Below are 13,360 nucleotides of genomic sequence, written 5' to 3'. Positions count from 1 at the left end.
CCCCCCCCCCCCCCCCCCCCCCCCCCCCCCCCCCGCTCCATGGCGTCGGCCACGCCTGGCTCGTCCGGCTATGCCTCGGCCAGCAGTGCGTAGGCGGTCGGCACGAAGGCGTCGCGGGCGCGGAAGCGGCGGGTGCACATGGCGGCCAGCGCCGTGCCGGTGTCTGGCCGGAAGCCCAGGAAGGCCTGCTGACCGAGTGTCGCCCCGCAGTGGAAGTACATCGGCCCTTCCTCGGTGGGGTGCTGAAACCAGGCCACCGTGTGCACATGCCGGTGCCCGAGACCGCGCCGGATCACGGGGCGGCGTACCGCCCGCAGGGCACCGGTCAGGGGCCGGCCCGACGGATCCAGATGCGCTTCGAGGAACGTGAGCAGGTCGTGCGGGGTGGCCCGGACGGCGCCGGCCGCCTGGAAGCCGCCGACGGTCAACGGGGGCGTGGGCGTTGTGCCGTCCCTGCGGTGTCCGGTGGCGTCGGTGGCCGGGCCATCGGGACGGAGCGCGGTGCCGTTCAGCCCGAGTGGACGCAGCACGTGACCGGTGAGCAGTTCGTCCCACGGGGTCGCGGTCGCCGCCGCCAGGGCGTGACCGAGCACGGCGACAGCGAAGTTGGAGTAGCGCCAGCGGGTGCCGGGCCGGCGGTGGTGCCGATGGCGCAGAAAGGCGGCGACCACCCGCTCGGCCGGATAGCGGCCGTAGGGATCGGTACGCCACTCGGGCAGCGCCCGGACGAAGAAGTCGGCGGGCAGGCCGGGCAGCCCGGAGGTGTGGGTGATCAGGTGCGCGAGCGTGACGGGGTGTTGGCCGGCCCGCCGAGCCGGGTCCAGGAGAGTGACGGCCGGCTCGCCCGCGGACAGCAGACCCGTCTGCGTCAGGTGCGCCAGCAGCAGTCCGGTGAACGTCTTGGAGGCCGACCCCATTTCGTAGCGCAGCTGATCGCGGGAGACGGGCGGGGGCGGCGCCGTGCCCCCGCACCGCACGGTGCGGTGACCGTGTCGGGAGAGCGCGAAGACGACGTCGGGCGCGTCCACGGCACCGACGGCGGCGTCGAGCCGCTCCCGCACCGCCTCGCCGTCCAGGGAGGCGTCCGCCGGGGGGCCGGCGGGTGGTGGGAGCATCCCGGCGTCACCGAGCGGATCGCCTGGCCAGGAAGCGGGGAGAGCGGTCATGCCGGTGCGTGCGCCAGCTGCGTCAGGGCGCGGGAAGCGGCCACTGCGGAGGCGAAGGCGGCGACCAGAGTCGGGTGGTAGACAACGTCGAACACCTCTTCGGGGTCGCCCTGCGGCATCGTGCGCACGGCGGGCATCGCGCCGTCGGGCTGCTGGGCGGCGGCGAAGCCCTCCCAGGCCCGCTCGTCCAGCGTGGGGCGGGGCAGACAACCATCGACGATGAGCAGTTCACCGAGCAGGTCCCACCGCTGCAGGTCGAGCCAGTCGTCCAGCCAGACCGGCAGCCAGATGGCGAGATAGTCGGCGATACGGGGCGGCAGACCGGCAGGGTTCTCTCCCCAGTCGGTGAGGTGGAAGACGGTGTGGGTGATGTCGTAGGCGGTGTGCCCTTCCACTGTCCAGGGCTCAGGTGTGCGTCCCAGCCAAGTCCTGCCGACGACCTCGGTCTCCGGTGGCCGGGGCGACAGACCGAAACGGCGAAGGAACGCGGACAGGCCGAGGCGGCGGACCGGCGACATCTCCAGGGCGGCGAAGCTCTCCAGCCGCTGATTGAGCCGGAAGGCCTGTTCGACCTCGGGATGGCTGTAGCCCAGCTCTTTGAACGGGAGGTACACCTCGAAGGGGATGGTCGAAAGGGGCTCGATGCGCTGGCCGCGCACCAGCACCCGGCCGCCGTCCAGCGTGTGACGCCAGGCATGGTCGATCAACTGCCGTGCCAGCTGGGCCTGATGCGATCCGGCCACCCCTTCGCGGAACAACACCTTGCAGACCAGGGCCAGCTCGCCGACGGGTTTGAAGCGTTCCAGGTAGCCCACTTCCGGGTCGACGTCCGGCTCCAGCCGGAATCCGTCGCGGTGGGCGTGCAACCACTCGAGGGCGCCGACCCCGACGTTGTGTATCAGGCGGGTGCTGGTCATCTCGCCACTCCTTGTCCACCTTGTCCGCCCTGTCCCGGATCGGCCGAGTGCTCGAAGGCACGCGCCCCGTCCGCCGCTTCGCCGTCCCCGGCGGCCTCGCGCAGCCGGTTGATGGTCAGCGCGGCGGCGAAGGCCGTCATCAGCGTCGAGTGGTAGCAGCCGATGAAGGCGTCGTGCGCGGTTGCAGGGCCGCCTTGTCCGGCGCCGACCTCCGGGACGGCGCCGGAGTCGTCCTGCACTGCCGCGAGTTTCGCCCAGGCGTCCTGGAGCATGGCGTGGTCGGGCGGATCCGGCAGACTGCTTGCCACGGCCAGCAGTTCGCAGCTCAGATCCCACTGCTCGTCCTCCAAGCAGGTGTCGAGCCAGGGCGGAAGCCAGTGCCGGAGGTAGGTCGCGACCGGCGGAGGCACGCCCTGCGGGGTCACGCCCCAGTCCGTGAGGTGGAAGACCACATGGGTGAGCGTGTAGCCGACGGCTCGCTCGAACGTCCACGGCTCCGGCAGGCCGGCGAGCCAGGTACGTCGCAGGGCCTCCGGCATCTCCTCGTGTTCCGGGAGGCCAGTGCGGCGCTCGGAGTTGAGCACGCTCAGGCGCCGGTTCGGTTCCTGCTCCGTCACCTGCCAGCTGCGGGTGCGGGCCACCGTCGCGGTGGCGCTCTCGTAGGCGGCATGGCGCAGGCCCGCGGACGCGAACGCCGCGTAGACCTCGAGCGGGTACGTGGCGAAGGGTTCGAGGCGCTGCAACTCGAGGAAGAGCGCGCCGCGCCCGGTCTGTTGCCACGCGAACGCCAGCAGGTCGGATGCGGTCTTGTGGAGCGGGTCGGCCGGATCGGTGTGCCGGCGAACACAGACGCAGACCTGGGTCAGTTCCCCGAGGGGCTTCCAGGTGGCGTTCACGTTGCCATGCTCGGCGAGCGCGTCGTCGCCGAGCATGAATTCATCGCGGTTGGCGGACACCCAGGCCAACGCGGCCTCGCCCGGCCCTCGGACATCGCGCGCCCTCACACCGGCGCTCCGACCCGCATCAGTCGCGCCGTCTCGACCTGCAGCGCTACGCGTGAATCGTCGCAGCCCATCTGTGCCACGAACTCAAGCCCGGTGTCCAGGCCCAGAGTTTCCGGCACACCGTCGAGGAGGACCAGCCAGCGTCCCGCTCCGGCTGCCTGGAGCCAGTCGCGGCGGCGAACCGCCCGTACGAATCCCCGCGCGACGTCTGCAGGACGGCTGCGCGCTACGCGGGCCACCCCGCAGTCCTCGGCCGGGAGTGCGAGCGGGGCGAGTACCGCGAGTTGGTGGGTGAGGAACTGCCACGGGGCATTGTCGAGCCAAGCTGCCTCGGGCTCCGCGTCGTTGCCGGACTCGCCGTCGAGCGATGCGTCAAGTCGAAGGAGAGTTCGCCTCATGGCCCAGTGGCTCCACACAGAGGTGGGAGAGGCGCCCGCGGGGGGCGGGTAGGAGTGCAAGGCCCTGCTGAACAGGGCGAGATCGTCGGACTCGGGGGGCGCGCAGTGCAGGATGCTCGGCAGGGCGACATCGGCTCCCACCACCCGTACGGCAGCAAGGGTCAGGTCGGCGGTCGCCTCGGTTCCGTCCCCTTCTGGGACTCTGCCGGCGAGCCGAAAGGGGTCCCCGCTCCGAAGAGCGGAGACCAGTTCCGACGTGAGGCCCTGCACTGCGCCCGCCAGGCGGGTCGAAGTGCCTGACTTCTTCATTCAGCTACCCCCGTCAGCCCTTCTTCGGCCGCGGCGTCGGAGGCGACAGCAGGAGCTTGCTGCTCGACTCCAACAGGGCGAGCGCAGCGCATTCGCGGCTGTCGCGGTAGGAACCGTCGGCCTCGACCGGGTCGAGAGCCGCTTCTACGTCGATGCCCTGGACTTCGGTGAGTTCGTCGGTCAGAAACTCGGTGGAAGCCATACCACCATCTCCTTTGGGAGAGACACGTGCTTCTCCACTCCATGTGACCCCATCTGAACCTTTTGCGCAAAAGAAGAAGTAAATGTCCTGGTTGGAGTGGGATTTGACCGGCTCCTTGTGAGTGCCTGAAACGACAGGAAATTGAGGGAGCGCCTGCGTGTCGCGCGGGTGTCGAGCCGTGGCTCGTCCTGTTGATGGGCTGGGACTTGTCGGGCCGGGACGGGCGGGGGGTGGTTCGTTCGGCGAGCTATGGGTCCGCCAGTCCAGCACTCCCATTCGGGTCAGCTGATTTGGCATATGACAAAAGCCTATGCTGCATGGGTGGGTTCGAGGGGAATGGGTCAACAGCGGATTGGGCGAACGGGATTGGGCAGCACGCTGCCGCGACGTATCCCGGGATGCGGAGCGAGCATGAGAGCGCCGGCCCCTTCGACAGGCTGAACCTCCGAGACCGGCCGGGCCGCTGAGTTCAAGGTCGGCCTCGGCCAGTCGGTCGCCGTCGAGGACGATGGCCAGACCATGCGATGTCGCGCTGGCCCAGTCCAAGTCGACGAGGCAGCCCATCATTTCTTCCCGACGCCGCCCGAACTGTGTCCCGGAGGAAGCGGTTGCCGAGCGGCGCCGGGCGGCGGGTGGCGCGTGCGACATGTCGTCGCGTGCAACATGTCGTAGGGCCGCACGGGGCGGGGCGGGCTCGACCGGTGAGTGGATCAGGCCCACGCTCAGCCGCGTGCTGCCGCTCCGGCTCTGCGCTACCGAACCCCCGACAGCTGACGTCGACAGCTGAAACGCCGACAGCTGACGCGGGGCCGCTGCGCCCGGGCCCCACTCACCGGCCGGACGTGACCCATTTGGCCTCATCTATGGCCCATGAGGACGATCGGCCGGCCGAAGCCCCCGCGGAACCCTTCGCGAGAGGCGACTGCCCTCCGCGAACCACAACCCCCGGCCCCGGCTGGTCTCCCCCATCCGGCCGAGGGCTTTTGCCATGAGTCACACGTGTGCTCTTCCTGGATGGCGGGGTTCGGGCTGGGCGCTTAGAAAGATGTCCACATCCCGTCTCGTCCCGCACGTCAGGGCCGCGACAGCGTCTGCCCCCTTCGTATGGAGCCGAGTATGAGCACCCGTTCCCCGTTCGACCCCGACCGAACTGACATACCTCCCGAGAAGGTGGTCGACGTCCCCGTGTCGTCACCACAGGTACCACGTGCCTCCCACTTCCGGCCTCCCTCCGTAACGGCCTTCCAGCCTCCCCGCGCAGCGGCTTTCCGGCCTCCCCCTGTAGTGGCGGAGGAGCCGGCGGAGGAGTCGGCAGAGGATCCGGCAGACGAGGGCGTCGAACCCCTGTATGCGGATCCGGTCGACGGGCTGGTGCACGCCGCCGTCGCCGATCGGCCGCTGGACGAGGTCATACAGCTCATCCAGCTGCTGGAACAGTCACCGGAGTACGCGAAGGCCACCGTCGACGCGCTCCGGGCGGTCGGCACGGACCGGTCCGTGGAGGACGTGACCCGGTTGGTGACCCTGCTGACCCGGCCGCCGCGGAATGCCGACAGTGCCGACGAGGCGATCCGTGCGGCGGCCGAGGGCCGGCCCGTGGAAGACGTCACCCGGCTGATGACACTGCTGCACCGGTCCCCGCTGGAGTCCCACTGCGGGGAAGCCGCGGTGCGGGCGGCCGCCACCAGTCGGCCTGTCGAGGAACTCGTGCAGCTGATCGGCCGCATGGCGCAGGAGCGGGGAGCACGCGCGGAGAACCGACAGGCGGCAGCGGTGGGGCGGGACACGGTGGCACAGGCCGCCGACGAGTCCGACGCGGGCCCGTCCGAGATCGTGCCGCCCGCCGTCCTCCGCCCGGTTCGAGAGCGGCGCGACTGGGGGGCGAAGGGTGCCATCCCCCCAGTGTGGCCGCGCCGGATCGCGGCTGCGGCGCTCGTCGTGTGCGGCCTGGCACACTTCCCGACGCACCGCGGTGGCGCGTCGGTCAACGCCTACGGATTCGTCGTCGGCGTGTCGGTGCTGTGCGTCCTGCTGGGTCTGGCCCTGTTCCGCAAGAGCACGCTGCCGGTTCTCGCCGTCGGTGTCGTGGTGCCCGCGGTGCTGGCCGCCGTCCAGCTGCTGGAGGGCCGCTTCCACTCGCCGAGCCTCTCCCGGGCCCTGGACCTCACCGCGGCGCCGCCCGGGGTTGCCGGTCTCGCGGCCGTACTCGCCGTGCTGGCGGCCCTGACGGCCCTGCTCGCGTTCCTGTCTGTGGACAGATCCGGGCGGCGCCCCGAGGTGCGGTCGCTGGTCGGCTCGAACCACGCGGCGGACTGACCGCTTCGACGGCTCACGGCCGGACAGGCGTCCCATTCGTCCCGCCAGAACCGCATGGTCCCCTTCCCTGCAGGCGGCCTCGCTCATCGAAGCTCTGGACGAATGACCTAGAAGGCGCCTGCCGAGCAAAAGCCCGGGTCAGGCGCCGTCCTTCGTGCGTCTAGAAGAAGCCGAGCTTCTTCGGCGAGTAGCTCACCAGCAGGTTCTTCGTCTGCTGGCTGTACAGACTCCATACCCCGTTGACCTGTGGAAGTGGCCGATGTCGAGGCCCGAGAAACGGTGCTGGTCCGCGTATGGTCCGGATCTTGCGAGGCGGACTTGACTGGCGCCGTTACACCAGGTGACCTGCCGCAGTCTCCGGCCGACGAGGTTGCGCTGCGGCAGCCCGATGGTGTCCGGTGAAGCGGCGGCGAGTGCCTTCCTTCTGCCGGGCGGCGAAGTCGGACAGGTCGCTGGGATACGGGCGTTGTCGCGTCATGTTTCGGTAGTGCCGTCGGGCACGACGCATCCCGAGGGCGCGAACAGCCCCCGATGCGGGCCCTGCTCATCCTGCTCTTTCTCGGTCGGCAGCCCCGCAGCGCGGACTGAGGTCGGCTTGTCCGGTGGGCCGGACGAAGATCTCGTCGGCGTCGGCCGCTTCCGTGCCCTTGCCCGTGGCTCTGCCTTGTCGCAGCCGTGACAGGTCATACGGCATCGCTGGGCATTCCGGGTGACTGGGCGATCTCATGTTCGGCGGCTTCGATGATGGCCAGTACGGCGGCCGCCGCGGCCGCGGGATCGCGGGCCTCGACCGCTTGCACGATGGCGCGGTGACCCGGCAGCGAGGCTTCCACCGCGCCGGGGGTCTGGGTGCTGACGAGGAAGCTGTGTTCCAGCGCGATGTCGACAGCGCGGCCCAGTGAGCCGAGGAGACGGTTGCCGCTGGCGTCGAGCAGGGCCCGGTGGAAGGCGATGTCGGCCTCGACGTAGCCGCTGCGGCCGGGTTCCGCCGCCGCGGCCTCCATGGCCGCCAGGGAGTCGTACAGGACTCGTACATCGTCGGGGCCGGCCCGGTCGGCAGCGAGCCGGGCTGCCTCGGGCTCGACGATCCGGCGGAGTTCACCCGTGTCGCGCAGCAGAGTCGTGGCGTCCCCGGCCTGTTTCCAGCGCAGCACGTCACGGTCCAGGTGGTTCCAGTGCTCCGGGGGCAGCACGCGCGTGCCGGTGCGCGGGCGTACATGCAGCATCCCCTTGGCTACCAGTGCCTTGACCGCTTCCCGCACCACCCCTCGGCTGACGCCGATCTCGGCCGCGAGCGCGTCCTCGACCGGCAGCGGATCCCCCGGCTCCCACGCGCCACCCACGATGCGCCGCCCGAGCCCGTCGACCACGCGCTGATGCGTGGTCAGGAAGTGCACCACGATCTCTGCTCACCCCCTGGACGGCATTCATCGAATCATTTAATGATTGCATGACAGGGTACGGCCTGCGGGTCCTCACCCGACAACGCCCCATCGCGAAGCGGACGACGCCAGAGCCACGGGAGTGACTGCATGACCGACAGTCAGAAGACGAGCCGCCGCAGCCAGGCATGGTTCGGCGCACGGGGCCGCAGCGGGATGGTGTACCGCTCCTGGATGCGCAACCAGGGATTCGGGCACGAGGTGTTCGACGGGCGTCCCGTCATCGGCATCGCGACCAGTGCCTCCGAACTCGCCCCGTGCAACGCCCATCTGACACGCGTCGCCGAAGCCGTCAAGCGCGGCGTGTGGCAGGCGGGCGGCCTGCCGCTCCAGTTCCCCACCATGGCCACCGGCGAGACCCTGATGCGCCCCACCGCCATGCTGTATCGCAACCTCATGGCCATGGAGGTCGAGGAGCTGATCCGGGCCAATCCGCTCGACGGTGTCGTGCTGCTGTCCGGCTGCGACAAGACGACCCCCGCCATGCTCATGGGCGCCGCCAGTGTCGACCTGCCCGCCGTCATGGTCACCGGAGGGCCGATGCTCAACGGCAAGTACCGGGGCCAGGACGTGGGATCCGGCACCCACGTGTGGAAGTTCGAGGAGGACCTCAAGACCGGCCGGATGACCGAGGAGGAGTGTTTCTTCGCGGAAGGGTGCATGGCCCGTTCCAACGGGCACTGCATGACGATGGGGACCGCCTCGACGATGGCCTGCATGGCCGAGGCGCTCGGCATGCAGCTGCCGGGCTCGGCGGCCTGGCCCGCGGTCGACTCCCGGCGGATGGAAACCGCGCAGGCGGCGGGGCAGCGCATCGTACGAATGGTGGAGGAGGAGCTGCGCCCCTCGCAGATCCTGACCCGGGCGGCGTTCGAGAACGCCATCCGGGTCAACGCGGCCATCGGCGGCTCCACGAACGCCGTCATCCATCTCACCGCCATCGCCGGACGCGTCGGCGTCGAGCTGAGCCTGAAGGACTTCGACGACCTGGCCCGCGCGGTGCCGACCCTGGTCAACCTGATGCCGAGCGGCAAGTACCTCATGGAGGACTTCTGCTACGCGGGCGGCCTGCCGGCCGTCATGGCCGAGCTGCTCGGCGGCGAGATGCTGCACGGCGAACAGATCACGGTCACCGGACGCACCATCGCCGAGAACACCGGGAATACCGAACGCGTCGACTCCGACGTCATCACCGGCCTCGACGTCCCCTTCCAGCCGGCCGGCACCGGTATCGCCGTCCTCCGCGGCAACCTGTGTCCCGACGGCGCTGTGATCAAGCAGTCCGCCGCGTCACCGCACCTGCTCACCCACCGCGGCCCCGCGCGCGTCTTCGACTCCCCCGAGGCCTATCACGAGGTGGCCGACGACCCGGAACTCGACATCGACGAGAACACCGTGATCGTCATCCGTAACGCCGGCCCCAAGGGCTACCCCGGCATGCCCGAGGTCTCCAACGTCCCGCTGCCCGCCAAGCTGCTGAAGGCCGGCGTCAAGGACATGGTGCGCGTCTGCGACGGCCGGATGAGCGGCACCGGGTACGGGACAGTGGTCCTGCACGTGGCGCCCGAGGCCGCCGTCGGCGGACCTCTCGCCCTGGTGCACGACGGGGACCCGGTCGTCCTCGACGTCCCGAACCGCTCCCTGCGCCTGGACGTGGACGACGCCGAGCTCACGCGACGCCGGCAGGCCTGGAGGGCGCCCGCTGAGCGGCACACCAGCGGCTACGCCTGGCTTTACACCCAGCACGTGGAACAGGCCGACCAGGGCGCCGACTTCGGTTTCCTGCGCGGAAGCCGTGGACACGAGGTCCCCCGCGACTCCCACTGAGTCCCAGGTGACCGCACCCCCTCGAACCCAGGAGAGCATCGATCGTGGAATCGGCAGCAGCGCGCCCCCGTCCGGTCCTCACGGCCGGCTCCGTCCTGCCGGCGGACGCCGACCGAGCCGCCCTCGTCGCGCGCGTCCACGACCCGGAATGGGACGGACCGTGTGTGGCCGCGGTCCGCGGCGAGCAGGTCGTCGACCTGACCGCCATCGCACCCACCGTCTCCGACCTCATGGAACGCGACGACGCGGCGGCAGTCGTCCGCGAGGCCGACGGCGGACATGTCTGGCGCCTGGACGAACTGCTCGACGCACCGACCGGCCGCCGTGACGTTCCGCGTCTGCTCGCCCCCATCGACCTGCAAGTGATCAAGGCCGCGGGCGTCACCTTCGCCCGGAGTCTGCTGGAACGCGTCATCGAAGAGCGCACGGGCGGCGATCCGGCGCAGGCCGCGCGGGTACGGGCCCGCGTCGGGCAGGTGGTGGGTGGCACGCTCGACGGCATCCGTCCCGGATCGCCGGAAGCGGACAAGGCCAAGGAACTGCTCGTCTCCGAAGGACTGTGGTCGCAGTACCTGGAGGTCGGGATCGGGCCGGACCCGGAAGTGTTCACCAAGGCCCCGGTACTGTCCGCGGTCGGCACCGGCGCCGACATCGGCGTGCTCGGCGCCTCGGTGTGGAACAACCCCGAGCCCGAGGCCGTCCTCGTCGTGGACTCGCGCGGCCGGGTACGCGGCGCGACGCTCGGTAACGACGTCAACCTCCGCGACATCGAGGGACGCAGCGCCCTGCTGCTGTCCCGTGCGAAGGACAACAACGCCTCATGCGCGATCGGCCCGTTCGTCCGCCTGCTCGACGAGGACTTCGACCTCGACACCGTACGCGGGATCGACATCGACCTCCGGATCGACGGCACGGACGGCTACGTACTGCGTGGCAGCAGTTCCATGCGCGAGATCAGCCGCGACGTACTGGACCTGGTGGCCGCTACGCACGGTCCGCACCATCAATACCCGGACGGCTTCGTGTTGTTCACCGGAACGCTGTTCGCCCCCACCGAGGACCGACAGGCACCCGGCGCGGGCTTCACCCACGAGTACGGCGACATCGTGCGGATCTCCAGCCCGCGACTCGGAGCTCTGGTCAACACCGTCGTCCCCAGCGAGCAGGCCGCGCCGTGGACGTTCGGCGTACGAGCGCTGATGCGCAACCTCGCCCGGCGCGGCGTGCTGTGAGACGACGAAGCTCGGGCGATCCCGATGTGGTTCGCTGCGAGGAACACCTGCCTGTTCTCCATGGTGGGCGGCGAGCAGAGCGCAGCGCCGCCGCGGCGTGCGCTGCGCACGCCTGGTTCATGCCCGGGCGACCGGCTCGTGCCCGATCGTGGCGTGCAAGCGCCGCGTGTGATCCACATGGCGCTCGGCTCCGGTCAACGTGACCCTGGCCGTCAGGCGCGGATCCGCGCTGGAGGCGGCCAACCGCACTTCCAGCTCGCCCGGTTCGACGACGCGCCGACCGTCGCGTCCGGTGAAGGAGGCGAGGTCGGCCGGGACCGTGACACGCAGGCGCCGGGCCTCGCCCGGCTTCAGATCGACCCGGGTGTAGCCGACGAGGCGCTGCACCGGCTGGACGACGGAGGCAACCGGGTCGTGCAGATAGAGCTGGACGACCTCGGTTCCGGACCGCTCGCCCGTGTTGCGGACGGTGAAGGTGAGGGTGAACTCGCTGTCCGTCGGAGCCTCCTGGACGTCCACGGTCAGGTCTGTCCAGTCGAACCGCGTGTAGGACAGACCGTGACCGAAGGCGAACGCGGGGGTCGGGTCGATGGTGGACACCTCGCTGACGTGAGCGAGCCGCGCCCCGAGGTACGTGGCCGGCTGGGAGCCCGGCCCGCGCGGCACGCTGACCGGGAGACGTCCGGAGGGATTGGTACGGCCACTGAGCACCCCGGCGATCGCGTGAGTGCCCTCCTCACCCGGGAAAAAGGACTGCACGATCGCAGCGGACTCCTCCACGGCGCGGCCGAGGGCGTACGGTCGTCCCGCGAGCAGGACGGTGACCACGGGTGTCTCCAGGTCGAGCAGGGCGTCGAGCAGGTGCTGCTGCGCGCCGGGCAGCACCAGTGAGTCGACGTCACATCCCTCGCCTGTGGTGCCCCGCCCGAAGAGCCCGGCGCGGTCGCCGAGCACGACCAGGGCGATGTCGGCCTCGCGTGCCACCCGGGTGGCCTCGCGGATTCCGGAGAGATCTCCGTCGTCGATTCCGGTGCCGCGGGCGACCGTGATCTCGGCGTCGGGGAACTCGGCGGCGAGAGTGTCGCGCAGCGTGGGCAGCTCGATGCCGAGTGGGGTACCGGGGTGGCGGACGCCGATGTGCTGGGGGAAGGAGTAGCAGCCGAGTACGGCGACGGGCTCGTCGGCGTTGGGACCGAGCAGGGCGATGCGGCGCGGCCTCTCGAGCGGCAGAGTGCCGTCGTTGCTCAGCAGCACGACCGCTTCCTCGGCGATCGTGCGGGCCAGCGCGCGATTCTCGGGACCGTCCAGGTCGATTCGGCCGCGCAGGGCGGCCGGGTCGTCCAGGTCCACCCCGTCGAGCGCGGCCGGCACGGGGCTCCAATCCGGGTCGAGCAGGCCGAGCATCGCCTTCTGGGTGAGCGTCCGGCGCAGGGCGCGATCGACCAACGCCTCCGGTATGCGGCCGTCGGCGACGGCCTCGGCCAAGGGCGCGCCGTATGTCTTGACATTGGGCAGTTCGACGTCGATGCCCGCGCGCAGCGCCGTGCCGGCGGCGCCGGCCCAGTCGGCTGCGATGCCGTGCAGCGTCTTCAGGAAGGCGATGGCGAAGTAGTCGGCGACGACAGTGCCGTTGAAGCCCCACGTGTCGCGCAGCAGCCCGGTGAGCAGATCCTCGTCGGCCGCGGAGGGCATGCCGTCGGTGTCGGTGTAGGCGTTCATCACCGACCGGGCGCCGCCTTCACGGATCGCCATCTCGAAGGGAGGCAGCAGAACGTCGGCGCGTTCACGCGGGCCCACGGAGGAGGGAGCGAGGTTACGGCCGGCGCGAGAGGCCGAGTAGCCGGCGAAGTGCTTGAGGGTGGCGACGATCCCGGCGGACTCAAGGCCCCGCACGTATGCCGTCCCGATGGTTCCGACGAGGTACGGGTCCTCGCCGATGGTCTCCTCGACCCGGCCCCAGCGGGCGTCGCGCACCACATCCAGGACGGGCGCGAGTCCCTGGTGGACGCCGACGGCACGCATGTCGCGGCCGATGGCGGCGGCCATGCGCCGCACCGTGTCCGGATCGAAGGTGGCGCCCCAGGACAGCGGAACGGGGTAGGCCGTGGCCCCCCAGGCGGCGAAGCCGGCCAGACACTCGTCATGCGCGAGAGCGGGGATGCCGAACCGGTTCGTGGCGGCGATACGGGTCTGGGTGCGGGCCAGGGAGAGTGCACCCAGGGCGGGGTCGACCGGGACCGTGCCGAAGGGCCGGGTCAGCTGGCCAAGGCCGTCGGGCAGGAGCGCGTCGAGATCGACGGCCTCCTCCATGTCGTGCTGGTGGGGGGCCACTTCACCGCCCTGATCGGAGGCGCCCACCCACACTCCGTACAGCTGGGCGACCTTCTCCTGAAGGGTCATCGCGTCGATCAGGGCGTCGACTCTCGCGGTGACGGAAATGGTGGGGTCGTTCCAGAGGGAGATTCCGGTGGTGTTGTCTACAGCCACGTTGGCGTTCACTTTCCTCCCACGCCCGTCAGCCCCTTGGCCAGGGCGCGACGGGCGAAC

10 protein-coding genes are annotated in these 13,360 nt (G+C 70.5%); 3 read left to right on the top strand and 7 right to left on the bottom strand.

Annotated features, from left to right (window positions below):
- Window positions 1-68 precede the first annotated feature (68 nt).
- Genes ACTWQR_RS50765 through ACTWQR_RS50745 form a run of 5 tightly spaced genes read right to left on the bottom strand, consistent with a single transcriptional unit; the run spans window position 69 to window position 3,996 of the window.
- Entirely contained in the window at window positions 69-1,166 is a 1,098-nt protein-coding gene (locus tag ACTWQR_RS50765) for a serine hydrolase domain-containing protein (RefSeq protein WP_443234136.1), read from the bottom strand.
- Window positions 1,163-2,083 (bottom strand): DUF6895 family protein, encoded by a 921-nt coding sequence (locus ACTWQR_RS50760; protein WP_443234135.1) that lies wholly within the window; start codon window positions 2,081-2,083, stop codon window positions 1,163-1,165. The genes ACTWQR_RS50765 and ACTWQR_RS50760 overlap by 4 nt, the downstream gene beginning before the upstream one ends.
- The gene (locus ACTWQR_RS50755) at window positions 2,080-3,087 is read right to left on the bottom strand and encodes a DUF6895 family protein (protein WP_443234134.1); all 1,008 of its coding nucleotides are present in this window, start codon (window positions 3,085-3,087) and stop codon (window positions 2,080-2,082) included. Before ACTWQR_RS50755 ends, ACTWQR_RS50760 begins: the two co-directional genes overlap by 4 nt.
- The gene (locus ACTWQR_RS50750; protein WP_443234133.1) at window positions 3,084-3,794 is read right to left on the bottom strand and encodes a hypothetical protein; all 711 of its coding nucleotides are present in this window, start codon (window positions 3,792-3,794) and stop codon (window positions 3,084-3,086) included. The genes ACTWQR_RS50755 and ACTWQR_RS50750 overlap by 4 nt, the downstream gene beginning before the upstream one ends.
- 13 nt (window positions 3,795-3,807) lie before the next feature.
- Entirely contained in the window at window positions 3,808-3,996 is a 189-nt protein-coding gene (locus ACTWQR_RS50745) for a hypothetical protein (protein WP_443234132.1), read from the bottom strand.
- A 1,284-nt stretch (window positions 3,997-5,280) separates the two neighbouring features.
- Between ACTWQR_RS50745 and ACTWQR_RS50740 the strand changes: the two genes are divergently transcribed.
- Window positions 5,281-6,312, top strand: coding sequence for a hypothetical protein (locus ACTWQR_RS50740; protein ID WP_443234131.1), 1,032 nt, complete (start codon window positions 5,281-5,283; stop codon window positions 6,310-6,312).
- A gap of 683 nt (window positions 6,313-6,995) precedes the next feature.
- Here ACTWQR_RS50740 and ACTWQR_RS50735 read toward each other — a convergent pair.
- Entirely contained in the window at window positions 6,996-7,715 is a 720-nt protein-coding gene (locus ACTWQR_RS50735; RefSeq protein ID WP_386338417.1) for a FadR/GntR family transcriptional regulator, read from the bottom strand.
- 129 nt (window positions 7,716-7,844) lie between these two features.
- Here ACTWQR_RS50735 and ACTWQR_RS50730 point away from each other — a divergent pair, with 129 nt between their 5' ends.
- Window positions 7,845-9,581 carry an IlvD/Edd family dehydratase gene (locus ACTWQR_RS50730; RefSeq protein WP_443234130.1) on the top strand — a complete coding sequence of 579 codons (1,737 nt, stop codon included), beginning with the start codon at window positions 7,845-7,847 and terminating at the stop codon, window positions 9,579-9,581.
- A 44-nt stretch (window positions 9,582-9,625) separates the two neighbouring features.
- Window positions 9,626-10,813, top strand: a complete 1,188-nt coding sequence (locus ACTWQR_RS50725; protein ID WP_443234129.1) for a fumarylacetoacetate hydrolase family protein — start codon at window positions 9,626-9,628, stop codon at window positions 10,811-10,813.
- Window positions 10,814-10,930: 117 nt separating this feature from the next.
- On the opposite strand, the gene ACTWQR_RS50720 is transcribed toward ACTWQR_RS50725, so the two are convergent.
- Window positions 10,931-13,312: a beta-xylosidase/alpha-l-arabinosidase gene (locus tag ACTWQR_RS50720; RefSeq protein ID WP_443234128.1), complete on the bottom strand. Its 2,382-nt coding sequence runs from the start codon at window positions 13,310-13,312 to the stop codon at window positions 10,931-10,933.
- Window positions 13,313-13,360 lie beyond the last annotated feature (48 nt).

The sequence above is a fragment of the Streptomyces sp. 2A115 genome, from assembly GCF_052245575.1.
In the GTDB taxonomy this organism is placed as follows: domain Bacteria; phylum Actinomycetota; class Actinomycetes; order Streptomycetales; family Streptomycetaceae; genus Streptomyces.
Note: the sequence above shows the minus strand (reverse complement) of the source record. Positions and strands in the feature narration are given on the sequence as shown.

Coding starts and splice junctions, on each gene's coding strand:
- ACTWQR_RS50765 (WP_443234136.1), bottom strand. CDS start 1,166: ATGACCGCTCTCCCCGCTTCCTGGCCAGGCGATCCGCTCGGTGACGCC.
- ACTWQR_RS50760 (WP_443234135.1), bottom strand. CDS start 2,083: ATGACCAGCACCCGCCTGATACACAACGTCGGGGTCGGCGCCCTCGAG.
- ACTWQR_RS50750 (WP_443234133.1), bottom strand. CDS start 3,794: ATGAAGAAGTCAGGCACTTCGACCCGCCTGGCGGGCGCAGTGCAGGGC.
- ACTWQR_RS50745 (WP_443234132.1), bottom strand. CDS start 3,996: ATGGCTTCCACCGAGTTTCTGACCGACGAACTCACCGAAGTCCAGGGC.
- ACTWQR_RS50730 (WP_443234130.1), top strand. CDS start 7,845: ATGACCGACAGTCAGAAGACGAGCCGCCGCAGCCAGGCATGGTTCGGC.